The organism is Pseudomonas sp. NFX1, assembly GCF_051123555.1.
Classification (GTDB): Bacteria; Pseudomonadota; Gammaproteobacteria; order Pseudomonadales; family Pseudomonadaceae; genus Aquipseudomonas; species Aquipseudomonas capeferrum.
In genome coordinates this window covers 353,547-375,964 of sequence record NZ_CP169366.1, presented here as the reverse complement: position 1 = coordinate 375,964, position 22,418 = coordinate 353,547, and the positions used below count along the sequence as shown (strand labels likewise).

General features: G+C 64.2%; 22 protein-coding genes. All 22 read right to left on the bottom strand.

Annotated features, from left to right (window positions below; translation table 11 throughout):
* Positions 1 to 88 precede the first annotated feature (88 nt).
* The 22 genes from flhF to DJ563_RS01550 all read right to left on the bottom strand — a co-directional run bounded on the left by flhF (position 89) and on the right by DJ563_RS01550 (position 22,323).
* Positions 89 to 1,396: a flagellar biosynthesis protein FlhF gene (flhF, locus tag DJ563_RS01655; protein WP_274099622.1), complete on the bottom strand. Its 1,308-nt coding sequence runs from the start codon at positions 1,394 to 1,396 to the stop codon at positions 89 to 91.
* A gap of 11 nt (positions 1,397 to 1,407) precedes the next feature.
* Positions 1,408 to 3,537: a flagellar biosynthesis protein FlhA gene (gene flhA, locus DJ563_RS01650; protein WP_033699451.1), complete on the bottom strand. Its 2,130-nt coding sequence runs from the start codon at positions 3,535 to 3,537 to the stop codon at positions 1,408 to 1,410.
* Between the two features lie 391 nt (positions 3,538 to 3,928).
* On the bottom strand, positions 3,929 to 5,071 hold the full coding sequence (gene flhB, locus DJ563_RS01645) for a flagellar biosynthesis protein FlhB (RefSeq protein ID WP_033699452.1): 1,143 nt from the start codon (positions 5,069 to 5,071) through the stop codon (positions 3,929 to 3,931).
* Positions 5,072 to 5,073: 2 nt separating this feature from the next.
* Entirely contained in the window at positions 5,074 to 5,850 is a 777-nt protein-coding gene (fliR, locus tag DJ563_RS01640) for a flagellar biosynthetic protein FliR (protein ID WP_274098971.1), read from the bottom strand.
* A 7-nt stretch (positions 5,851 to 5,857) separates the two neighbouring features.
* Positions 5,858 to 6,127, bottom strand: a complete 270-nt coding sequence (gene fliQ, locus DJ563_RS01635; protein ID WP_033699456.1) for a flagellar biosynthesis protein FliQ — start codon at positions 6,125 to 6,127, stop codon at positions 5,858 to 5,860.
* A 21-nt stretch (positions 6,128 to 6,148) separates the two neighbouring features.
* Entirely contained in the window at positions 6,149 to 6,904 is a 756-nt protein-coding gene (gene fliP, locus DJ563_RS01630; RefSeq protein ID WP_077068491.1) for a flagellar type III secretion system pore protein FliP, read from the bottom strand.
* The gene (gene fliO, locus DJ563_RS01625; protein ID WP_274098970.1) at positions 6,904 to 7,338 is read right to left on the bottom strand and encodes a flagellar biosynthetic protein FliO; all 435 of its coding nucleotides are present in this window, start codon (positions 7,336 to 7,338) and stop codon (positions 6,904 to 6,906) included. The genes fliP and fliO overlap by 1 nt, the downstream gene beginning before the upstream one ends.
* A 12-nt stretch (positions 7,339 to 7,350) precedes the next feature.
* Positions 7,351 to 7,815: a flagellar motor switch protein FliN gene (fliN, locus tag DJ563_RS01620; RefSeq protein WP_027593021.1), complete on the bottom strand. Its 465-nt coding sequence runs from the start codon at positions 7,813 to 7,815 to the stop codon at positions 7,351 to 7,353.
* A 47-nt stretch (positions 7,816 to 7,862) separates the two neighbouring features.
* Positions 7,863 to 8,831 carry a flagellar motor switch protein FliM gene (gene fliM / locus DJ563_RS01615; RefSeq protein WP_027593022.1) on the bottom strand — a complete coding sequence of 323 codons (969 nt, stop codon included), beginning with the start codon at positions 8,829 to 8,831 and terminating at the stop codon, positions 7,863 to 7,865.
* Between the two features lie 9 nt (positions 8,832 to 8,840).
* The gene (gene fliL, locus DJ563_RS01610) at positions 8,841 to 9,338 is read right to left on the bottom strand and encodes a flagellar basal body-associated protein FliL (protein WP_274098969.1); all 498 of its coding nucleotides are present in this window, start codon (positions 9,336 to 9,338) and stop codon (positions 8,841 to 8,843) included.
* Between the two features lie 400 nt (positions 9,339 to 9,738).
* Positions 9,739 to 10,989 (bottom strand): flagellar hook-length control protein FliK, encoded by a 1,251-nt coding sequence (locus DJ563_RS01605; RefSeq protein WP_274098968.1) that lies wholly within the window; start codon positions 10,987 to 10,989, stop codon positions 9,739 to 9,741.
* Positions 10,990 to 11,060: 71 nt separating this feature from the next.
* A complete protein-coding gene (locus DJ563_RS01600; protein WP_186656334.1) occupies positions 11,061 to 11,408 on the bottom strand; it encodes an Hpt domain-containing protein in 348 nt (115 codons plus the stop codon).
* 76 nt (positions 11,409 to 11,484) lie between these two features.
* Complete coding sequence (locus DJ563_RS01595; protein WP_274098966.1) at positions 11,485 to 13,176, bottom strand: fused response regulator/phosphatase; 1,692 nt, start codon at positions 13,174 to 13,176, stop codon at positions 11,485 to 11,487.
* 8 nt (positions 13,177 to 13,184) lie between these two features.
* Positions 13,185 to 13,490: an STAS domain-containing protein gene (locus DJ563_RS01590; protein ID WP_047583663.1), complete on the bottom strand. Its 306-nt coding sequence runs from the start codon at positions 13,488 to 13,490 to the stop codon at positions 13,185 to 13,187.
* Positions 13,491 to 13,598: 108 nt separating this feature from the next.
* Positions 13,599 to 14,051, bottom strand: coding sequence for a flagellar export protein FliJ (fliJ, locus tag DJ563_RS01585; RefSeq protein WP_274098965.1), 453 nt, complete (start codon positions 14,049 to 14,051; stop codon positions 13,599 to 13,601).
* 6 nt (positions 14,052 to 14,057) lie between these two features.
* Entirely contained in the window at positions 14,058 to 15,416 is a 1,359-nt protein-coding gene (gene fliI, locus DJ563_RS01580) for a flagellar protein export ATPase FliI (RefSeq protein WP_274098964.1), read from the bottom strand.
* Positions 15,406 to 16,176, bottom strand: coding sequence for a flagellar assembly protein FliH (fliH, locus tag DJ563_RS01575; RefSeq protein WP_434518705.1), 771 nt, complete (start codon positions 16,174 to 16,176; stop codon positions 15,406 to 15,408). Before fliH ends, fliI begins: the two co-directional genes overlap by 11 nt.
* Before the next feature lie 170 nt (positions 16,177 to 16,346).
* On the bottom strand, positions 16,347 to 17,366 hold the full coding sequence (fliG, locus tag DJ563_RS01570) for a flagellar motor switch protein FliG (protein ID WP_027593031.1): 1,020 nt from the start codon (positions 17,364 to 17,366) through the stop codon (positions 16,347 to 16,349).
* Positions 17,359 to 19,137, bottom strand: coding sequence for a flagellar basal-body MS-ring/collar protein FliF (gene fliF / locus DJ563_RS01565; RefSeq protein WP_186656322.1), 1,779 nt, complete (start codon positions 19,135 to 19,137; stop codon positions 17,359 to 17,361). The genes fliG and fliF overlap by 8 nt, the downstream gene beginning before the upstream one ends.
* Positions 19,138 to 19,152: 15 nt before the next feature.
* The gene (fliE, locus tag DJ563_RS01560) at positions 19,153 to 19,485 is read right to left on the bottom strand and encodes a flagellar hook-basal body complex protein FliE (RefSeq protein WP_033699469.1); all 333 of its coding nucleotides are present in this window, start codon (positions 19,483 to 19,485) and stop codon (positions 19,153 to 19,155) included.
* A gap of 259 nt (positions 19,486 to 19,744) precedes the next feature.
* Entirely contained in the window at positions 19,745 to 21,106 is a 1,362-nt protein-coding gene (locus DJ563_RS01555; protein ID WP_434518704.1) for a sigma-54-dependent transcriptional regulator, read from the bottom strand.
* Positions 21,103 to 22,323 carry a sensor histidine kinase gene (locus DJ563_RS01550; protein ID WP_274098961.1) on the bottom strand — a complete coding sequence of 407 codons (1,221 nt, stop codon included), beginning with the start codon at positions 22,321 to 22,323 and terminating at the stop codon, positions 21,103 to 21,105. Before DJ563_RS01550 ends, DJ563_RS01555 begins: the two co-directional genes overlap by 4 nt.
* Positions 22,324 to 22,418: the final 95 nt, after the last annotated feature.

Genomic DNA, 22,418 nt, shown 5'->3' with positions numbered 1-22,418 from the left:
TTCTTTACCTTGTCTCGCTGGGACTCAGGCCACACGTGAGGCAATTCTGCGTGCCCCTTGGCATAGCTACTTTGCACACGCTTCATCATCAACCCGCTCGCCGGGGGTTGTGGTAGAGATCAGCGAACATGTCGGCCATGGCCTCTTCGCTGGGCTCATCCTGCTGTTGCACATTGACCGCGCGCGTTACCAGTTGGTGCGCCCGTGGCAAGTGCAAATCGTCAGGAATACGTGGCCCATCGGTCAGGTAGGCCACCGGCAATTCATGACTGATGGCAAGGCTCAGCACATCGCCGAGGCTTGCCGTTTCATCGAGTTTGGTCAGGATGCAACCGGCCAGGCCACACCGCTTGTAGCTGTGGTAGGCGGCGGTCAGCACCTGCTTCTGGCTGGTGGTTGCCAGCACCAGGTAGTTCTTCGAGGCGATGCCCCGGCTCGCCAGGGTTTCGAGCTGCATGCGCAGGGCCGGATCGCTGGCCTGCAGGCCGGCGGTATCGATCAGCACCACGCGCTTGCGCAGCAGCGGCTCCAGCGCCTGGGCCAGCGACTGGCCCGGGTCGACGTAGGTCACCGGCACGTTGAGGATACGCCCCAGGGTCTTGAGCTGCTCCTGGGCACCGATGCGGAAGCTGTCCATGCTCACCAGCGCCAGCTGCGGGGCGCCGTACTTGAGCACGTAACGCGCAGCCAGCTTGGCCAGGGTGGTGGTCTTGCCCATGCCGGCCGGGCCGACCATGGCGATCACACCGCCCTCTTCGATCGGCTCGACCTCGGGAATCTCGATCATCCGCGCCAGGTGCGCCAGCAGCATGCGCCAGGCCTGGCGCGGCTCTTCGATCTCGGTGGTGAGTTCGAGCAGCTCGCGGGCAATCGGGCCGGACAGGCCGATGCGCTGCAGGCGGCGCCAGAGGTTGGCCTGCTGGGGCTTGCTGCCTTGCAACTGGCTCCAGGCCAGCGAGCCGAGTTGCACTTCCAGCAGCTCGCGCAGGCCCGACAGCTCCGAGCGCATGGCATCGAACAGCCGTGGGTCGACCGGGGCCGGGGTGGGCGCTGCGGTAGGCGCCGGCGCATCCACGTGCGGCTCGATCAACGGTTCCGAGGCGGTCAGCGACTGCCCGGCGAACAATTGGCGGTTGTTGTCGCTGCTGTCGCTGCGCTGGTCCAGTTCGGCCTGGGCCGTGGCGATGCGCGTGTGGGTCTTGCGCAGCTCTTCTTCAAGCTCGGCGTTGGGTACGCGCGGGGCCAGTGCGGACAGCTTGTAGTCCAGCGCCGCCGTCAATTCGACACCACCGGCGATGCGGCGGTTACCGATGATGGCGGCATCGGAGCCAAGCTCATCCCGGACCAGCTTCATGGCCTGACGCATATCGGCGGCGAAAAATCGCTTAACTTGCATTATCCACTACCTCAGCCGTTAGGGCCCACGGTGGCAACGATGGTGACTTGCTTGTTGTCAGGTATTTCCTGATACGCCAGAACATGCAAATTCGGTACAGCCAGGCGACCGAAGCGCGACAGCATGGCGCGGATCGGGCCGGCGACCAGAAGAATGGCCGGCTGGCCCTGCATCTCTTGGCGCTGGGCCGCGTCAATCAGCGAACGCTGCAGCTTTTCGGCCATGCTCGGCTCCAGAAGAACACCGTCTTCCTGACCCTGCCCGGCCCTTTGCAGACTATTGAGCAAAATCTGTTCCAACCTTGGCTCCAGGGTGATCACCGGCAGCTCCGACTCAACGCCGACAATGCTTTGCACGATGGCGCGACACAATCCGACGCGCACCGCCGCGACCAGCGCGGCGGTATCTTGACTCTTGCCGGCGTTGTTGGCGATAGCCTCGGCGATGCTGCGGATATCGCGCACCGGCACCTGCTCGGACAACAACGCTTGCAAGACCTTGAGCAAGCCCGACAAGGAAATGACACCCGGCACCAGCTCTTCTGCAAGTTTAGGCGAAGCCTTGCCCAGCACCTGCAGCAGTTGCTGGACCTCTTCGTGGCCGATCAGCTCGTGACAGTGCTTTTGCAGGATCTGGTTGAGGTGGGTGGCCACCACGGTACTGGCGTCCACCACGGTGTAGCCCAGCGACTGCGCCTGGGAGCGCTGGCCAACGTCGATCCACACCGCCTCCAGGCCAAACGCCGGGTCGCGCGCGGCAATGCCGTTGAGGGTGCCAAATACCTGGCCTGGGTTGATCGCCAACTCGCGGTCCGGGTAGATCTCCGCTTCGGCCAGAATCACCCCCATCAAGGTCAGGCGGTAGGCACTGGGCTGCAGGTCGAGGTTGTCGCGAATGTGCACGGTGGGCATGAGGAAGCCCAGGTCCTGGGACAGCTTCTTGCGCACGCCCTTGATCCGCGCCAGCAACTGGCCACCTTGGTTACGGTCGACCAGCGGGATCAGCCGATAGCCCACTTCCAGGCCGATCATGTCGATCGGGGTAACGTCGTCCCAGCCCAGCTCCTTGGTCTCCAGCGCACGCTGCGGCGAGGGCAGCAGGTCCTGCTGGCGCTGCACCTCTGCCTGGGCCTTGGCCTTGACCTGCTGCTGTTTCTTCCACACCAGGTAGGCGCCGCCGCAGGCCATCAGGCCGAGGCTGAGGAAGGCCACGTGCGGCATGCCCGGCACCAGACCCATGACGATCATCAGGCCGCCGGACACCGCCAGCGCCTTGGGCGAATCGAACATCTGCCGGTTGATAAGCTTGCCCATGTCTTCCGAGCCCGAGGCGCGGGTGACCATGATGGCCGCGGCGGTGGACAACAGCAGTGATGGCAATTGCGCCACCAAACCGTCACCGATGGTCAGCAGGGCGTACACCTTGCCGGCTTCGCTGAACGGCATGCCATGCTGGAGCATGCCGATGAGCATGCCGCCGATGAGGTTGATGAACAGGATCAACAGGCCGGCGATAGCATCGCCGCGCACGAACTTGCTGGCACCGTCCATCGAGCCGTAGAACTCGGCCTCCTGGGCCACCTCGGTACGGCGCGCCTTGGCCTGGGCCTGGTCGATCAGGCCGGCGTTGAGGTCGGCGTCGATGGCCATCTGTTTGCCCGGCATCGCATCGAGGGTAAAGCGTGCACTCACCTCGGAAATACGCCCGGCGCCCTTGGTGACCACCACGAAGTTGATGATCATGAGGATGGCGAACACCACCGCACCGACCACGTAATTGCCGCCGATGACCACTTCACCGAAGGCCTGGATCACCTTGCCTGCGGCGCCATGGCCCTCCTGGCCGTGGAGCATGACCACCCGGGTGGACGCCACGTTCAGCGCCAGGCGCAGCAAGGTCGCCACCAGCAGGATGGTGGGGAATGCGGCGAAGTCGAGCGGGCGCAGGGCGTACACGCAGACCAGCAGTACCACGATCGACAGGGCGATGTTGAAGGTGAAGAACACGTCGAGCAAGAACGGCGGTATTGGCAACATCATCATTGCCAACATCACCAGCAGCAGCAGCGGCACGCCCAGGTTGCCCCGGCCGAGACCGGCCAGGTTGTGGCGGGCGTTGCTGATTAACTGAGTGCGATCCACCGCGAGTCCTCTTGATGCAAAACTTTGACGCCCAGGGGGCGCCTGGGCGTGGCTCTGCAAGAAGCCTTCCAACTTTGCTATTTGGATGTACGCCGTGGGATTTGGATGTATGCCGTGGGATTTTCGAATGCAGTTAGATCGAGCGCCGCCCGCGCGGCGCATCGCGAGCGAAGCTCGCTCCTACATTTGTTTCGGGCCAGTAACACCTGAACCTACGCGCGCGACCGCCTTGTTTGTACGACGCGATAGCGAGGTGGGCACCAAGAGGCCGCGCGCCAATACCTCAGGAATAACTGGCCCGAAACAAATGTAGGAGCGAGCTTCGCTCGCGATGCGCCGCGCGGGCGGCGCTCGATCTCACAGGCGCCAAAACCCTATCGCCCGGCGCCTGTCAGCCATCACGCCGCAAATCCGGCGGAATCGGCAGATCGTCTTTCAAAGGCTCCGGCCGCTTGCCCTTGCCCGACCGGTACTGACGAATCTGGAACACATACGCCAACACCTGCGCCACCGCCAGGTACAACCCGGCAGGGATCTCATGCTCAAGCTCGGTGGAGTAATAGATCGCCCGCGCCAGGGCCGGCGACTCAAGAATCTGCACCTTGTGCGCAACGCCGATTTCGCGAATCTTCAGTGCCATGAAATCAGTACCCTTGGCCAGCAACAGCGGCGCCGCCCCGCCCTTCTCCGGGTCGTATTGCAGCGCCACCGCATAGTGCGTCGGGTTGGTGATGATCACGTCCGCCTGCGGCACCGCGGCCATCATGCGCCGTTGCGATGCTTCGCGCTGCAACTGGCGAATACGCTGCTTGACCTCAGGCTTGCCCTCCGAGTCCTTGTACTCGTCGCGCACTTCCTGCTTGGTCATCTTCATTTTCTTGTGCGTCTGCCACAGCTGGAACGGCACGTCCGCTGCCGCGATCAACAGCAACCCCGCCGACATCCACAACGCACTCCAACCCACCACCTGCAAACTGTGGATGATCGCCTGCTCCAGCGGCTCGTTGGCAATCGACAACAACGCCTGGCGGTCACTGACCAGCACCACCACCGCCACGATCAGGATCGCGAAGAACTTGACCAGCGCCTTGAGCAGTTCGGTCAGGGAATTCATCGAGAACATCCGCTTGATCCCCGACAGCGGGCTCATGCGGCTGAATTTCGGCTGCAGCAGGCTGCCGGAAAATACAAAACCGCCCAGCGCGATCGGGGCAACGAACGAGATCACGAACAGCAAGATCAGCACCGGCTGCACCGCCCAGATCGCCATCTTGCCGGAGGCCAGCAGGAATGCGCCCATCGACCGCTCGTCGACGATGATCTCGCGGGTCAGGCTGAAGTTCATGCGCATCAGGTTCAGCAGCGTCTCGGCCAGGTGCCCGCCAAACATCAGCAGGCCACCGGCGCCGGCCAGGGTCACCGCCACGGTGTTCAGCTCCTTGGAGCGGGCAACCTCGCCTTTTTCACGCGCGTCGCGTTTGCGCTTTTCGGTGGGGTCTTCTGTCTTGTCCTGACCGCTCTCGCTTTCAGCCATGCTCAGCGCGCCCTCGCCAGATCACGCAGCCATTGCAGCGCATCGCTGGCCAATGCCTGGTAGTGGGAAAGAATATCGGCCAGGCCGACCCAGAAAATCCCCATGCCCATGACCAGGGTCAGCGGGAAGCCGATAGAGAAGATGTTCAGCTGCGGCGCCGCCCGCGTCATCACGCCAAAGGCGATGTTCACCACCAGCAAGGCTGCGATCACCGGCAAGATCAGCAACAGCCCGGCGCCGAACACCCAGCCCAGGCGCCCGGCCATTTCCCAGAACTGATTGACCACCAGCGCATTGCCCACTGGCAAGGTGGTGAAGCTTTCGGTGAGCACCTCGAACACCACCAGGTGCCCGTTCATCAACAGAAACAGCACGCTGATCAGCATGGTCATGAACTGGCTGATCACCGTGACGTTGACACCGTTGGCCGGGTCGACCATCGAGGCGAAGGCCATGCCCATCTGCACCGCGACGATCTGGCCGGCGATGACGAAGGCCTGGAACAGCAACTGCAGCGAGAAACCGAACAACGCCCCGACGATGACCTGCTCACCACACAGCAGCAGCCCCCGCAGGCTCAACGGGTCGAATTCGGGTAACGGCGGCAGCGCGGGCACGATCACCACGGTGATGGCCACCGCCACGTACAGGCGCACCCGCGCCGGCAGCATGCGCGTGCCGAAGATCGGCATGGTCATCAGCACCGCCGTCACCCGGAACAACGGCAGGATGAAGGTGGCGACCCAGGTGCCGATCTGCGCGTCGGTCAGCTCCAGCATGGCCGTGTCAACCGATCAGCTGCGGGATGCTGGTGTAGAGGGTGGTGATGTACTCCATGAACTTCTGCACCAGCCACGGCCCGGCGACGATCAGCGTAACCAGCATCACCAGCAGGCGCGGCAGAAAGCTCAGGGTCTGTTCGTTGATCTGCGTGGCAGCCTGGAACATCGCCACCATCAGGCCCACCAGCAGGCTCGGCACCACCAGGATGGCGACCATCAGCGTGGTCATCCAGAGGGCATCGCGGAACAGGTCGACAGCAACTTCAGGTGTCATGCGTGGCTCTCCTTGGCAGCGTCAGACGCCGCCGAAACTACTGGCCAGGGTGCCCATGATCAGCGCCCAGCCATCGACCAGGACGAACAGCATGATCTTGAACGGCAACGAAATGATCAGCGGTGACAGCATCATCATACCCATCGCCATCAGCACGCTGGCGACCACCATGTCGATGATCAGGAACGGGATGAAGATCATGAAACCGATCTGGAACGCGGTTTTGAGCTCGGAAGTGACGAAGGCCGGCACCAGGATGGTCAGCGGCACCTGGTCGGGGCCGGCGATATCGGTGCGCTTGGACAGGCGCATGAACAGGTCCAGGTCGCTCTGCCGGGTTTGCGCCAGCATGAAGTCCTTCAGCGGCCCCTGGGCCTTGTCGATGGCCTGCTGGGCGGTCATCTGTTCCTTCAAGTACGGCTGCAGGGCATCCTGGTTCACCCGGTCGAACACCGGCGCCATGATGAACATGGTCAAGAACAGCGCCATGCCGGTCAGAATCTGGTTCGAAGGCGTCTGCTGCAAACCCAGGGCCTGACGCAAAATCGAGAAGACGATGATGATGCGGGTGAAGCTGGTCATCAGGATGACGAACGCCGGGATGAAACTCAGCGCCGTCATGATCAGTAGGATCTGCAGGCTGACCGAATACTCCTGCTGCCCGTCCGCCCCATTGGACAGGGTAATGGCCGGGATCGACAGCGGGTCGGCGGCCAGGGCCAATGGCGCGGCCAGCAGCAGCGCCAGAGTCAACATCATGCGCAGCACGCCGATCATCACTTGTTGTCCTTAGGGTCCTTGCCCATCAGCTCCATCAGCCGCTGGGCGAACTCCGGCGTCGCCTGACGCGCAGTGGCGGGCACTTCCACGGGTTCGGCCAGCACATGCAAAGCCTCGATACTGCCTGGGGTATGGCCGATCAGGATCTGCTCCTTGCCGACCTGCACCAGCAACAGCCGGTCACGCGGGCCAATGGCCCGGCTGCCGACGATCTCGATCACCTGCCCACCCTTGACCGCCGTGCCTTGCATACGGCGCAACAACCAGGCCAGGAAGAAGATCAGGCCCACCACCAGCAGCAGGCCAAAGACCATCTGCGCCAGTTGCCCACTCAGGCTGCCGGGTGCGGCGGCGGTGGTCGCCGCAGGGCTGGCCGCCGCACAGACCAACTGGCTGGCGAACAGCCCGGCAAAGGCTGCGCCGGCGCGCATCGAGCCCTTCACTCAGCGCAGCTTCTTGATACGTTCGCTGGGGCTGATCACGTCGGTCAGGCGGATGCCGAACTTCTCGTTGACCACCACCACTTCGCCATGGGCGATCAAGGTGCCGTTGACCAGCACGTCGAGCGGCTCACCGGCGAGGCGATCGAGCTCGATCACCGATCCCTGGTTGAGCTGCAGCAGGTTGCGGATGTTGATCTCGGTGCTGCCCACTTCCATGGAAATGTTCACCGGGATATCCAGGATCACGTCCAGGTTGGGGCCTTCAAGGCTGACGTTTTCGTTCGGCCGCGGCGAGCTGGCGAACTCTTCCATCGGCAGGCGGCCCGCGCCGCTGTTGCCGGTGTCGCCGCCCAGCAGCGCATCGATATCGGCCTGGCCGGCGTCACCGGTTTCCTCCAGCGCCGCGGCCCATTCGTCGGCCAGGGCCTGGTCCTCTGGGGAGGTGATCTCGTTTTCGTTAGCCATGATTTCCTCGACAGGCATTCAATTCGTAGTGAGCGACCGGCACGCCGTCAGCGGCGTTCGATCGGGTCGATGATCTGCAGCGCCAGGTTACCCTTGTGCGAGCCCAGGCGCGCCTTGAATGACGGCACGCCGTTGGCGCGCAGCACCAGGTGCTCGGGCAGCTCCACCGGGATCACATCGCCCGGCTGCATGTGCAGGATGTCGCGCAGCTTCAGCTGGCGGCGGGCAACGGTGGCGGTCAAGGGCACGGCAACGTCCAGCACGTCCTCGCGCAGGGCCTTGACCCAGCGCTCGTCCTGGTCGTCCAGGTCGGACTGGAAGCCGGCATCGAGCATCTCGCGCACCGGCTCGATCATCGAGTACGGCATGGTCACGTGCAGGTCGCCGCCACCGCCGTCCAGCTCGATGTGGAAGGTCGACACCACCACCGCCTCACTGGGGCCGACGATGTTGGCCATGGCCGGGTTGACCTCGGAGTTCATGTACTCGAAGTTGACCGGCATGATCGCCTGCCAGGCTTCCTTGAGGTCGACGAAGCACTGGTCAAGGACCATGCGCACCACCCGCAGCTCGGTCGGGGTGAACTCTCGGCCTTCGATCTTGGCGTGACGGCCGTCACCCCCGAAGAAGTTGTCCACCAGCTTGAACACCAGCTTGGCGTCGAGGATGAACAGCGAAGTGCCACGCAGCGGCTTGATTTTGACCAGGTTGAGGCTGGTCGGCACATACAGCGAATGCACGTACTCGCCGAACTTCATCACCTGCACGCCGCCCACCGCCACGTCGGCGGAGCGGCGCAGCAGGTTGAACATGCTGATGCGGGTGTAGCGGGCAAAGCGCTCGTTGATCATTTCCAGGGTCGGCATGCGACCGCGCACGATCCGATCCTGGCTGGTCAGGTCGTAGCTTTTGATACTGCCTGGCTCGGAAGCGCTTTCGGTCTGCACCAGACCGTCGTCGACACCGTGCAACAGCGCATCGATTTCATCCTGGGACAGCAGGTCCTGTACGGCCATTGCGGACTCCTACTGCAATACGAAATTGGTGAACAGCAACTGGTCGATGACCGGCTTGCCGACTTCCTTCTGGGCGACTTCCTGGACCACCGCGGTGGCTTTCTGACGCAGCATTTCCTGCCCGACCGGGCTGCTGGCCAAGGTATCGAAGCCTTGCCCGGAGAACATCATCACCAGGTTGTTGCGAATCACCGGCATGTGCACCTTGAGGGCGTCCAGGTCGGCCTGGTTGCGGCCTTGCAAGGTGATGCTCAGTTGCATGTAGCGCTGGCGACCGTTCTGGTTGAAATTGACCACGAAGGCTGGGGTGAGGGCTTCGTAGAGGGCCGCGGGCTTGGCGTTGGCAGCGGCCGGGTCGGTTGCGGGGGCCGGCTCGCTCTTGTGCATGATGAACCAGGTGGCGCCCACCGAAAGGCCGATTGCCAGTACCAGGCCCAGCACCAACAGCAGGATCAGCTTGAGTTTGCCTTTAGTGGCGGGGTCTTTTACTGCTTCGGTTTTCGCCATGCCAATAATCCGTCGTCCATCGGGGGTTCACAGGAGGATGACGTGGCTTGAGCAAGTGTTATGCCAGGTTTTGGGGAGGGGATGGAATGAGGTTCGGAGGGGTTTGTCGTTGGGTTTGTCGTTGGATGTGCAGCGCCTGTGAGATCGAGCGCCGCCCGCGCGGCGCATCGCGAGCGAAGCTCGCTCCAACATTTGTTTCGGGCCAGTTATTCCTGAGGCATTTGCGCGCGGCCCCTTGGTGCCCGCCTCGATATCGCGCCGTACAAACAAGGCGGTCGCGCGCGCAGGTACAGGCGTTACTGGCCGAAACAAATGTAGGAGCGAGCTTCGCTCGCGATGCGCCGCGCGGGCGGCGCTCGATCTCACAGGCGCTAAAACCCTAAAGCCCTACACCCTCGCCTCACGCGTAATAATCAACCGCACTGTCGCCAATCACCACCTGCTGCTCAACCGCGCCAGCGCTCTCGCCCTGTTCTACGCCGCCCTGCGCGGCCCGCTGCCGCGCCGCAACCCCCGACAGATTACTACCCTGCTCCTGCGCCTGCTGGTGTTGCTGCTGCCCCCGCGACTGGTCAGCAACGTTGACATCCGGCTGCGCCAACCCCTGCTGGGCAAACAGCTCCCGCAGGCGGTGCAGCTGGCTATCGAGCGCATCACGCACCCCAGCGTGGCCGCTGATGAACGTCACTTGGGTCGACTGGTCCGTCGCAACATTGACGCGAATGTCCAGCCGCCCCAACTCCGCCGGTTCCAACTGGATATCCGCCGATTTGAGGTTCTGGCTGGACAAGTACATGACCCGATTGACCAGGCCCTCGGTCCAGGCGCTCTGGTTCATCGGCAGCGGCTGGTGCAATGGGCTGGCATTCGCCGGCACGGCATTGGCGGTCTTTGGCGTGGCCGCTTGGGTCAGGCTGGCCAGGCGATCGGCGAAATCGTCGATGCGCGTGTCGCTGCTGGCTGCCTTGGTGTCTTTCAAGCCATCTTCGAGCAGCGCGCCGAACGCTTTGTCACCCGGCTCGCCCGGCTCACCCTCGGCGTTGTCGATCAGGTTCGCCAAGGTATTGACGCTAGCCTCGTCGGCCTGGGCCTGGGAAGGGTCCACAGCGTGTGCCGAGGTGGTGCCCTTGGCCTGGGCGCTCTGCTCCAGCGCCAGGCGCAAGGTCGGCAGGTTGGCCAAGGGGTCGGCGTCAGGGTCAAAGGCTTCTTCGGCGGGCGCCTCTTCTGGCAGCGCAGCGCTCGCCAGCGACTGCGCAGCGGCAGCTTGCAGCACCGGCGCGACCGCCTCGGCCTGGGCTTGAATCAGTTGCGCACCGGGTTGCGCATCGGTGACCTGGCCGGCCACCAGGTTGGCGTCGCTCAGCCCCGTATCGGCCTGATCATCGCTTGGCAATTTGTTGCCGTCATCGGCAACCGCTGGCTTGTCGGCAGCCTCTTTTTTGCCGCCTTGCGCCGGCTCTGGCTTGTCCTTGGGCTTGGCCTGGGCGACCTTGTCGTCCTGCCCGAAGGTTTTCTGTTTGGCCATGACTTGATCGAAGCCGCCGCCCGCGTCGCCCAGCGCCTGCAACGGCTTGTCCGCCATCGAGCTGGCCGCTCGCGACGACTTGCCTACGGCGTTTGCTTGCAACAAAGGATTGGGTGCGACAGGCATTGAGCGGTCTCCGCGCCAGAAACTGAGTAATCATCCGGGCAAAGACAGGCAAGACTCAGGCCAAGTGTGCATCAGCCTGCCGAGATGCGGTGCTCCTCACCGCGGTAGAAGCGCCGAACCTCCACATATTCAAGGTCGATGCGGTTGATCAGGTCCTCGATACCATACAAGGGTGGCTGCCGTACGCGGTCTTCCAGTTGCTGACACAAGCCGGCCAGGGCGACAGCCCCCATGTTGCTGCTGCTGCCCTTGAAACTATGCGCGGCCGAACCCAGCTCGTCGGCACTCTTGGCGGCGTGCAATTCGCTCAGGCGCCGCTCGGAGTCATCCAGGAATGTCTGCACCAGATGCAGGTAGCCATCCTCCATGACCTCACGCAGATCACTGAGCACCTTGTGGTCGATATGAATCTCAGTCACTTGTTCACTCCTTGATCAAGCCAGATTATGCCCGAGCCAGGGCGTGGCCCTCTACAAAAGCGCTCACCCCAAGCACTCACCAGACGAACTCGACCCGCGCGCAGCGGCCACCTTCGCACCACTGAGCGTCGCTGCCGAGGCGCCGTACCAGGTTCACACCTCGGCCACTCAAACCCTGATCCTGCGCTGGCCGCGACAATACCTGCTGCACATCGAACCCTGCGCCACTGTCACGCACCTCGATCATCAGACGCCCGCCCTGGGCATAGGGTTCAACCTTGAGGTCGATGCGCACGAAACCCTCAGTCAAAGCCTCCAGGCGCCGGGCACGCTCCCGATAGTAGTCGGCAAAGCCCTCAACATCGCGCTTGAGCCGCGAATCCAGGCCCAGCACCCCATGCTCCAGGGCATTGGAAAACAGCTCGCTGAGCACACTGTGCAGGCTACCGGTGCGCGAGCGCAGCGGGTGGATCTCCTGCAACAGCTGCACCAGGTACGGCACAGGGTTGAAGCGCTTCAGGCTTTCGCCGCGCAGCTCGAAGCCGAGCGACCAGTCGAGCGGGCTGGGCCGGCCGCGTTCAGCGTAGATCATTGGCGCCGGCACCCGCTCATCCGCCGTGAACATGCGGATGTCACACAAGCTGATGTCGTCCCGAGGCCGCCCACCGAAACGCTCAAGGGCCTGCATCACCTCATCGAACAGGCGCACCGAGTCTCGGTTGCCGGCCAACACCTCATGCAGGCGCTCGACGCCGAACAAGCGTTCTTGGTCATCGGCCGTGTCGAGCACCCCGTCAGACAACAACAGCAAGCGCTCCCCTGCCGCCAGCGGCAGCACTTCGGTGCTGTCATCGAAGCGCTCGGGCGCAAGAATGCCCAGCGGCAGATGGCGCGAGACCAACGCCGACAGCACCTCACCGCCCGCCGACAAGCGATAGCCGTCAGGCATGCCGCCGTTCCACACCTCCACCGAACCGCGCTGCACGCTGAGGTTGAGCATCAACGCACAGCAGAACATGTCCACCGGCAGGATGCGCTTGAGCTTGGCGTTCATCTCGCGCAGGGTCTGCGCCAGGCCATAGCCCTTGGCCGTCATGCCGTAGAACACCTCGGCCAGGGGCATGGCGCCGACGGCGGCAGGCAGGCCGTGGCCGGTGAAATCGCCCAGTAGCACCTGCATGTCCCCAGAGGGCGTGAACGCTGCCAGCAGCAGGTCACCGTTGAACAGCGCATAGGGCGATTGCAGGTAGCGGATATTGGGCGCGGCCAGGCAACCGGCATGGGCCACCTTGTCGAACACGGCCTTGGCCACCCGCTGCTCGTTGAGCAAGTAGTGATGGTGGCGAGTGATCTCGTCGCGCTGGGCCAGCACGGTCGCCTGCAACCGGCGCAGGCGGTCCATGGCGCGTATCTTGGCGGCGAGGATCACCGCACGGTAAGGCTTGGCCATGAAATCATCGCCGCCAGCCTCCAGGCAGCGCACCAGGGCGTCTTCCTCGTTCAGCGAGGTCAGGAAAATGATCGGCACCAGCGCTTCGCCGGCCAGGGCCTTGATCTGCCGAGCCGCCTCGAACCCGTCCATCACCGGCATCAACGCATCGAGAAGCACCAGTTGCGGCCGCCGCTCGACAAACAGCGCCACCGCCTGCTCGCCGTTTTCGGCCGTGAACACCTGATGCCCCTGGCGCCGGACGATCTGCGCCAGCAGCAGGCGGTCGGCCGCCCCGTCTTCGGCAACCAGCACGGTCAATGCCTGTTCGGCAGCCATCACACGGCTCAACTGATATCGAACAGTTTGTCGAAATTGGAGATGGCGAGGATCTTGCGGACGTCGGAGCTGGCATGAATGACGCGCACGTCGGCCTCGTCGCCGCCTGCGTGGTCACGCAACAGCAACAGCATGCCGAGCGCGGAGCTATCGAGGTAGGTGGCGTCTTTCAGGTCGACCACCACCGAGTCAGGCTGGTCGTTCTGGCGCTCGTAGGCATCACGAAACTCCTGATGCTTGCCGAAATCGAAGCGCCCTGTGATCTTGATCGTCAGCTTTTTCCCGTCCTGCGAAAAATCAGTTTCGACTGCCATGCTAGCGATTCCTTCGATGATGGCGGATGCAACTCTTTTAAGGTTTAGCAGGCGATGGCATGGGTGGCAAGCACATGGCCCCGCCTGCGGCGCGCAGGCCGGTGCAGGTTAAAAGTGGCTTTGCCGCGGCAGACGCTGAGACAGCTCGTCGAGCAGTCGCTGTTCGCGCTTGTCTTCGGCCCGCCGTGCTTCGTCCAGGTAACGTTGCACCAACTTGCGCAACCCCTCCACCCGGGCATAGGCCTGTTGCCAGGTGCCGCGGGCGTTGTTCAGGTTGTTCTGGTGCCAGGTAAGGCTCTGGCGCTGCTGGGTCATGGCCGTTTCCAATTGCCCGAGGAAACGCTGGTAGTTGACCAGCCAGTTGCCATTGACGCCCTGCCCGCCGCGGTTGATCCACTGCAGTTGGTAGTCTTCGCGAAAGCGCTCGAGCTCGGCCAGCTTGACCTGCGCCTGGGCCACCTGCTGCTGGAAATGCCCAAGGCGCTGGGCAGCCTTGCGCTCGGCCTCTTCGGCCATGGTCACCACCGGCGCCAGGCGCGCAGCACGTCCAGGCAGCGCCATGGCCTATCAGCCCGCCGCCGGAGGCATGAAGATCGCCCCCAGCTGCTCGCGGCTCTGCGCCATGCCGACGTTCTCGTCCAGGCCTTGGCGCAAAAAGTCCACCAGCCGCGATTGCAGGGCGATGGCCAGGTCCGTCTCCGGGTCGCCACCTGGCACATAGGCACCCACGCTGATCAGGTCGCGGCTCTGCGACAGGCGCGACCACAGTTGCTTGAATTTTTGCGCCTGGCGCAAATGGTCGCTATCGACCACCTGGGGCATGACCCGGCTGATCGAGGCTTCGATGTCGATCGCCGGGTAGTGGCCTTCCTCGGCCAGGCGGCGCGACAACACAAAGTGGCCGTCGAGCACACCCCGCGCCGAGTCGGCGATCGGGTCCTGCTGGTCATCGCCTTCCGACAAGACCGTGTAGAACGCGGTAATCGAACCACCACCGGCCTCGCCATTACCGGCGCGCTCCACCAGCTTGGGCAGCTTGGCGAACACCGACGGCGGGTAACCGCGGGTGGCTGGCGGCTCACCAATGGCCAGGGCGATTTCACGCTGGGCCTGGGCAAAACGGGTCAGCGAATCCATCAACAGCAGCACATTCTTGCCCTTGTCGCGGAAGTACTCGGCGATACGCGTGCAATACATGGCAGCACGCAGGCGCATCAGCGGCGCATCATCGGCAGGCGATGCGACCACCACCGAGCGCTTGAGGCCTTCTTCACCGAGAATATGCTCGATGAATTCCTTCACCTCGCGGCCCCGCTCGCCGATCAGCCCGACGACGATGATCTCGGCTTCGGTGAAGCGCGTCATCATGCCCAGCAACACCGACTTACCCACGCCGGTACCGGCGAACAGGCCCAGGCGCTGGCCACGACCGACGGTGAGCAGGCCATTGATGCTGCGAATGCCCACATCCAGCGGCACGCTGATGGGGTCGCGGTTGAGCGGGTTGATGACCGGGCCGTCCATCGGCACCCAGTCTTCGGCCTTCATGCCGCCTTTGCCATCGAGGGCGCGCCCGGCGCCGTCCAGCACCCGCCCGAGCATACTCATGCCCATCGGCAGGCGGCCGCCGTCATCCAGCGGCACCACCCGTGCGCCGGGGGCGATACCGACGATGCTGCCAACCGGCATGAGGAACACCTTGGAACCGGAAAAGCCCATGACTTCGGCTTCGACCTGCACCGGGTGGTAGCTGTCGTCGTTGATCACCAGGCAGCGGCTGCCCACTGCGGCGCGCAGGCCTTCAGCCTCCAGGGTGAGGCCGACCATGCGCAGCAGGCGGCCTTCGACGATGGGTTGCGCCGGCAGTTCGATCGCCTCGGCGTAACTGCCCAGGCGCTTGCCGAAACTGGTGCGATCAAGGCGCATCGGGCTGGTCCAGGTCGATGGACACATCCGCTGGCGCCGGGTGCAGGGAATGGTCGTGAAGCTGGTCGAACAACTGCGCCACGGCCTTCTCGATACGCGTCTCCATGCTGGCGTCGATGCGGCTGTGCGCCGTCTCGATGCGGCAGCCACCCGGCAGCAGGGCTTCGTCTTCAAGCAGGCGCCAGTTTTCTTCATGGCGTTCGCGCAAGGCCTTGGCCAGTTCGAAATCCTGGGGGTTGAGGTGGATGCGGATGTTGTCGGCGCCCATCGGCAGCAGCTTGAGGGCTTCGCGCAGCACCTGGGTGATCTGGCTGGAGTCATTGCGCAACTCGCGGCCGATCACCTGGCGGGTCATGTGCGCGACCAGGTGCACCAGGGTTTTCTCGATCTGCGTGTCCTGTTCGGCAATGGGCTCCATCAGGTTCGCCATCAACTGTTCGAGGCTGCCCAGCTTGGCTGCCAGGGCCTGTTCGGCCTCCTGACGCACCTTCAGCTGGGTGCTGTGAAAGCCCTCGCGCTCACCGGTAGCGAAGCCTTCGTTGTAGGCCTCCTGGCGAATCGCTTCGAGTTCTTCGAGGGTCAGCGGCTGGACTTCTTCCAGCGGCACTTCCTCGACTTCTTCCTCGATGGCTACCGGTTCCGGCTCAGGCTCGGGTTGCGGCTCAGGCTGCGGGTCGAAGCTGGGAAGCGTCCAGACGTCGACGCCCTCTAGGTCGCGGGCGCGAATCAGGTCGCTGGGGTGGTGCTCTTTGCTGGACATGTTCTCAGGTACTCAAAAACCATCTGCAAGCAACGCGGCCCCTTGTAGGAGCGGCCTTGCGTCGCGAAAGGGCCGCAGAGCGGACCCGGCGATACAGGTTGCGACGCTGAAATCCAGGGGCTGCTTCGCAGCCCTTTCGCGACGCAAGGCCGCTCCTACACGAGGATGGATCAGATCATTTCCTCGGCGCCCTTGCCACCGAGCACGATCTCGCCAGCCTCGGCCATGCGGCGCGCGATGGTGAGGATTTCCTTCTGCGCCGTTTCCACGTCGCTGACCCGCACCGGCCCCTTGGCCTCCAGGTCGTCGCGCAGCAGTTCCGAGGCACGCTTGGACATGTTCTTGAAGATCTTGTCCTTGACCCGCTCGTCGGCGCCCTTGAGCGACACCACCAGCACGTCGGAGGACACCTCGCGCAACAGCGCCTGGATACCGCGGTCGTCGACATCGGCCAGGTTGTTGAAGACGAACATCAGGTCTTCGATCTGCTCCGACAGGTCGTTGTCGACCTCGCGGATCGAGTCCATCAGCGCACCTTCCACCGAGCTGTCGAGGAAGTTCATGATGTCGGCGGCACGCTTGATACCGCCCAAGGTGGTCCGCGCGGCATTGGAGTTGCCCGAGAACTGCTTCTCGAGAATCTGGTTCAGCTCCTTGAGCGCTGCCGGTTGCACGGTGTTGAGCGACGATACGCGCAGGATGATGTCCAGGCGCACCTTGTGGTCGAAGTTGCTCAACACTTCACCGGCCTGGTCAGGGTCCAGGTAGGCGACCACGATGGCCTGGATCTGCGGGTGCTCGTAGCGGATCACATCGGCCACGGCACGCGGCTCCATCCACTTGAGGCTGTCCAGGCCGCTGGTGTTGCCGCCCAGCAGGATGCGGTCGATCAGGCCGTTGGCCTTGTCTTCGCCCAGGGCCTGGTTGAGCATCTTGCGGATATAACCGTCGGAGCCCACGCCCAGGCTGGTCTGGTCGCCAACGATGTCGACGAACTCGCTCATCACCTGCTCGACCTGGTCGCGGTGCACGTTGCCCATCTGCGCCATGGCCACACCCACCCGCTGCACTTCCTTGGGCCCCATGTGCCGCAGAACCTGGGCAGCATCGGTTTCGCCCAGCGAGAGCAGGAGGATCGCCGCTTTGTCGACGCGGCTCAGCTTGGCGGTAACGGCTCGGTTATCACTCATCGGCGTTGATCCAGTCTTTCACGACCTGGGCCACGCGGCCCGGGTCTTCGGCCACCAGGCCTTTGATTGCGTTGAGCTGTGCCTCGTAACCCTCGCTCGGGCTTGGCAACAGAATGCTTGTCGGGCCACCCAGACTGACGCGGTCGTTGGCCAGTTCGCCATCCAGACCGATCATGCCGCCCAGCTCCATGTCGCTATCCGAGGCAGCCTGCTTGCCGCCCCCGGTGATGTTGTTGAGCACCGGCCGCAGTACGCCGAACACCAGCACCAGGATGAACACCACGCCCAGCACTTGCTTGACGATGTCCCAGAACCACGGCTGCTGATAGAAGGCGATGTCGGCAATCTCTTCGCCACGGTCGGCGGCGAACGGCACGTTGATCACCGTCACGCTGTCGCCGCGGCTGGCATCGAAGCCGACCGCGTCCTGCACCAGGCGGGTAAAGCGCGCCAGGTCCTCGGCGCCCCACGGGGCACGGGTGGCTTCGCCGCTGGTAGGGTCGACCTTGAGCTGGTCGTCGACCACCACCGCTACCGACAGGCGGGTCATGCGGCCTTGCTGCTGACGGGTGTGGCTGATGGAGCGGTCCAGCTCGAAGTTCTTGGTGCTCTGCTGACGCTTGTCCGACGGGTACGGCGCGAGCATTGGCTGGCCGGTGGCCGGGTCCATGATCTGCTGGCCGTTGGCATCCACCAGCGGCTGGCCAGGCTGGATGGCAGGGGCCGGGGTGGCGGCTGCGGCAGTGGTTTGCGGCGCGGAGGCAGCACCCGGCGGCTGGTTGCTCAGTGCACCCGGCACGCCTTGCGGGCCCTGGCTGCTGGCGCGCTGCTCGTCGACCGACTGCTCGCTGCGCAGCGCCGGCTGGTCCGGGTTGAACTGCTCGGACGTCGATTCCACCGCACTGAAGTCCAGGTCGGCGGACACTTCGGCCTTGTAGCGGTCATTGCCCAACACCGGCTGCAGGATATTGTGCACGCGCTGGGTGAGCATGCTTTCCATGCGGCGGCTGTAGTCGAACTGCTTGCCCGCCATGGTCAGGGCGGTGTCCTGCAACTGCTCCGACAGCAGGTTGCCCTTCTGGTCGACGACGGTGACCTGCGACTTGTCGAGCTCTGGCACGCTGGTGGCGACCAGGTTGACGATCGCCATCACCTGCCCGGCTTCCAGCGCGCGGCCCGGGTACAGCTCGACCAGTACCGAGGCGCTGGGCTTGCGTTCGTCACGCACGAACACCGAGCTTTTCGGGATCGCCAGGTGCACGCGTGCGCCCTTGACGTTGTTCAGGCTGGACACCGTGCGCGCCAGTTCACCTTCGAGGCTGCGGCGATAGCGGGTGGCCTCCATGAACTGGCTGGTGCCCAGGCCCTGCTCCTTGTCGAGCAGTTCGAAACCGACATTGCCATCGCTCGGTGCCACACCTGCGGCCGCCAGTTTCAGGCGCGCACGGGAGAGGTCGTCGGCCTTGACCAGCAGAGCGCCGGAATTGGGCTCGACGTTGTAGGGGATGTCTGCAGCGGCCAGGGTTTCCATGACCTGCTTGGTGTCCATGCCCGACAGGCTGCCGTACAGCGGCCGGTAGTCGGGCTGTTGCGACCACAGCACCACGGCAAAGCCGATGGCCACGCTCGCGGCCAAGCCGACCATGAGGCCGACCTGACGCAGCATGGGCATCTGCGAGATGTTTTCCAGAAACGCCATGCCGAACAGCGGCGGCTTGGACGCTGGCTGGCCGCTCTTGGCGGGGGCGTTGTCGACGACTGCTTCAGCCATGGGTTACGTCCGTCCTCAAACCGGCATCTGCATGATGTCCTGGTACGCCTGGACCAGCTTGTTGCGCACCTGGGTCATCGCCTGCATGGAAACGCTGGCCTTTTGCGAAGCAATCATCACGTCGGTCAGGTCGACGCCGCTTTTGCCAATCTCGAAGGCGTTGGCCAGCTGGGTGGAGGCCTGCTGGGTTTCATGCACCTTGCCGATGGCCTGGCCGAGCATGTCGGCAAAGCTGCTCTGGCCCGGCGCCAGTTCAGGCGCGGCGGACACCTTGGGCAGCGACATGGCGTCGGCCTGCATGGCCCGCATGTCCAGCATCAGACGATTGAATTCAACACCTTGGCTCATGACCTTCTCTCTCCGGCGGCCGCATTTTTTTGACACTCATGCGGCGGATAGCTCGTGTAAAGCAACAAAGGTGCCAGCCTTGCCACCCCTTCTGATTTGACGCGCCGTTGTAGGAGCGGCCTTGCGTCGCGAATGGGCTGCGCAGCGGCCCCAGGTTCTGTGGCGCAGCAAAAATTGCCGGGGCCGCTACGCGCCCCTTTCGCGACACAAGGCCGCTCCTACAAAGGCAGCACGCGACATAACACGCACACGGGGCTTATCAGCCGAAGAGGCTGGCCTCGACGTCAAACCCGGCATCGCGCATTTGTGCCAGCTTGTAACGCAAGGTGCGCGGGCTGATGCCCAGCCGCTCGGCAGCCTCCTTGCGGCGGCCACGCTCGGCGCGCAAGGTGTCGATGATGGTCTGGTACTCATGGCGACGCAGGTCATCACCCAGGCCACCCTCGACCGCCACTTCGGGCACTGATGGCGCCGCGCCCGCCGACAATGGAATGGCGCCGGCCAGACAAAAATCCGCCGCCTCGATCACCCCGCCCTGCTGCAAGATCAACGCCCGCTGCAAGGCGTTGTCCAGTTCGCGCACGTTACCCGGCCAGGCATACGCCTGCAGGCAGGCCCGCGCATCGGCAGACAAGCGCACCGGCGCATGCTTCATCTTGCCGACATGGCGGGCCAGCAGGCGTTCGGCCAGTTGCAGGATGTCGCCCTTGCGCTCGCGCAACGGGCACCAGGCCAGGGGGAACACCGACAATCGGTAATACAGGTCTTCACGGAACCGCCCGGCCGCCACTTCGCCCGCCAGATCGCGGTTGGTGGTGGCCAGCACGCGGATGTCCAGGCTGATCGGCTTGCGCCCGCCTACCCGCTCCACCTCACGCTCCTGCAACACCCGCAACAGTTTGGCCTGCAACGTCAGCGGCATCTCGGAGATTTCGTCGAGCAGCAAGGTGCCGCCCTCGGCCTGCTCGAACTTGCCGGCCTGGGCCGCGATGGCGCCGGTGAAAGCGCCCTTCTCATGGCCAAACAAGGTGGCTTCGAGCATGTTGTCGGGGATCGCCGCGCAGTTGATCGCCACGAAGGGCTGGGCTGCCCGCGGGGACTGCTGGTGAATGTAGCGTGCCAGCACTTCCTTGCCGGTACCCGACTCACCCGAGATCAGCACCGTCGAGTCGCTGCGCGCCACGCGCGCGGCCAGCACCAGCAACTGTCGGCTGGCCGGCTCGCAGGCTACCGGCCCCTCTTCGTCCGCCGCACTCACGCGCCCGGCAGCATGGCGCTGCACCAAGCTCAGCAGCGCCTTGGGCTCGAACGGCTTGACCAGGTAATCGGCTGCGCCCTGGCGCATCGCTTCCACGGCACGTTCCACCGCAGCATGCGCGGTCATCAGCAACACCGGCAGTTGCGGCTGCTGGCGGCGCAATTGCGCCAGCAACTGGTGCCCATCCATACCCGGCATGTTCACGTCACTGACCACCAGGCTGAACGCTTCGCTCAGCACAGCCTCCAGTGCCTCTTCGGCGCTGCCCACGGCGCGGTAGGCGAAACCGCCGATTTCCAGGGTATCGCCGAGCGCCTGGCGTAACACGCGGTCATCCTCGACCAGCAGCACCTTGATGGTCATCCGCGCGCCTCCGCCAGCTGCCCATCGATCAACGGCAGCTCGACCCGCACGCAGGTGCCGCGCCCAACCTTGGAACGCACGCTGAGCGTACCCTGGTGCGCCCGCACCACGGCCTTGACCACGGCCAGGCCCAGGCCGGTACCGGTGGCCTTGGTGGTCAGGAACGGCTCGCCCAGGCGGCCCAGCAAGTCGGCGTCGATGCCGCTGCCGGCGTCACTCACGCACAGGTGCAACACCTGCTGGCGACGGAACACGTGCACCTTGAGCCGCGCCGGCGCCTCGCTCGCCTGCAGGGCATTCTCGATCAGGTTGAGCATGGCGCCGACCAAGGTGTCGCGGTTGCACAGCAGCTCGCCCAGGTGGCTGTCGCACTGCCAACGCACGGCATGCCCTTGCACGTGTGACTGCGCGGCCTGCTGCAAGGCCTGGAACAGCCCTTTGGGGCTCACCCGATCGCCGAGCGGCAGCTCGCCACGGGCGAACACCAACATGTCGCGCACCTGGTGCTCCAGCTCGTGCAGGCGCTCCTTCAAGGTACCGGCGAAGCGCTGGCGGGTTTCCACGCTCAGGTCTTGCTCGCTATCGGCCAGGTGGCTGGCGTAGAGCATGGCTGCCGACAGAGGCGTGCGGATCTGATGGGCCAGCGAGGCGACCATGCGCCCCAGCGACGACAAGCGCTCGTGGCGAGCCAGCTGATCTTGCAGGCGACGGGTTTCTGTCAGGTCGTTGAGCAGCACCAACTGGCCGGGCTCGGCATCCAGCGAGCGGGTGGCGATGGACAGGCGGCGGCCGTCGCGCAGCGAGACTTCATGGCCGTCGTCCTTGCGCGGGGCGAAGCTGCGGGCAATCACCTGGCGCCACAGCTCACCGATCAGCGGCTCGCCGAGCAGCTCGCAGGCGGCCGGGTTGGCTTCGCGCACCAGGCCCTGACCATCGATCACGATCACCCCGCCGGGCAGCAGGTCCAGCAGGTTCTGCAGGCGGTTGGCCAGGCGTTCCTTTTCGCTGAGTTCGGCGATGCGCTGGGCACTGACCACCGCCAGCTCGCCCTTCAGTTCGCTGACCCGGGCTTCAAGCAGGCTGTAGGACTGGCTCAGCTGGCTGGAGACCTGGTTGAACAGGGCGAAGGCTTGCTCGACACCCTGTCGGCTTTCCTGCTCGATCAGGGCATGCCCCTGCGGATCGGGGGCTCGGGAAACGTGGGCGGCCTGGGGCATCGTGCTCTCTCGCGTGGCTGACCGTCATAAAAACGGTATGTTGCCAGCGGTGTAGCAATAGCCGTGCCGAAGATGGGGATTTTCGGATGCGCTGC

Coding starts and splice junctions, on each gene's coding strand:
- fliR (WP_274098971.1), bottom strand. CDS start 5,850: ATGCTGGAGCTGACCGACGCGCAGATCGGCACCTGGGTCGCCACCTTC.
- DJ563_RS01605 (WP_274098968.1), bottom strand. CDS start 10,989: ATGCCTGTCGCACCCAATCCTTTGTTGCAAGCAAACGCCGTAGGCAAG.
- DJ563_RS01555 (WP_434518704.1), bottom strand. CDS start 21,106: ATGACCATCAAGGTGCTGCTGGTCGAGGATGACCGCGTGTTACGCCAG.
- fliH (WP_434518705.1), bottom strand. CDS start 16,176: ATGTCCAGCAAAGAGCACCACCCCAGCGACCTGATTCGCGCCCGCGAC.
- fliI (WP_274098964.1), bottom strand. CDS start 15,416: ATGCGCCTTGATCGCACCAGTTTCGGCAAGCGCCTGGGCAGTTACGCC.
- fliE (WP_033699469.1), bottom strand. CDS start 19,485: ATGAGCCAAGGTGTTGAATTCAATCGTCTGATGCTGGACATGCGGGCC.
- fliF (WP_186656322.1), bottom strand. CDS start 19,137: ATGGCTGAAGCAGTCGTCGACAACGCCCCCGCCAAGAGCGGCCAGCCA.
- fliL (WP_274098969.1), bottom strand. CDS start 9,338: ATGGCGAAAACCGAAGCAGTAAAAGACCCCGCCACTAAAGGCAAACTC.
- DJ563_RS01595 (WP_274098966.1), bottom strand. CDS start 13,176: ATGGCTGCCGAACAGGCATTGACCGTGCTGGTTGCCGAAGACGGGGCG.
- fliG (WP_027593031.1), bottom strand. CDS start 17,366: ATGAGTGATAACCGAGCCGTTACCGCCAAGCTGAGCCGCGTCGACAAA.
- fliJ (WP_274098965.1), bottom strand. CDS start 14,051: ATGGCGCTGCCTGGACGTGCTGCGCGCCTGGCGCCGGTGGTGACCATG.
- fliQ (WP_033699456.1), bottom strand. CDS start 6,127: ATGACACCTGAAGTTGCTGTCGACCTGTTCCGCGATGCCCTCTGGATG.
- flhB (WP_033699452.1), bottom strand. CDS start 5,071: ATGGCTGAAAGCGAGAGCGGTCAGGACAAGACAGAAGACCCCACCGAA.
- DJ563_RS01550 (WP_274098961.1), bottom strand. CDS start 22,323: ATGCCCCAGGCCGCCCACGTTTCCCGAGCCCCCGATCCGCAGGGGCAT.
- fliP (WP_077068491.1), bottom strand. CDS start 6,904: ATGATCGGCGTGCTGCGCATGATGTTGACTCTGGCGCTGCTGCTGGCC.
- flhF (WP_274099622.1), bottom strand. CDS start 1,396: ATGCAAGTTAAGCGATTTTTCGCCGCCGATATGCGTCAGGCCATGAAG.
- fliO (WP_274098970.1), bottom strand. CDS start 7,338: ATGCGCGCCGGCGCAGCCTTTGCCGGGCTGTTCGCCAGCCAGTTGGTC.
- fliM (WP_027593022.1), bottom strand. CDS start 8,831: ATGGCCGTACAGGACCTGCTGTCCCAGGATGAAATCGATGCGCTGTTG.
- fliN (WP_027593021.1), bottom strand. CDS start 7,815: ATGGCTAACGAAAACGAGATCACCTCCCCAGAGGACCAGGCCCTGGCC.
- DJ563_RS01590 (WP_047583663.1), bottom strand. CDS start 13,490: ATGGCAGTCGAAACTGATTTTTCGCAGGACGGGAAAAAGCTGACGATC.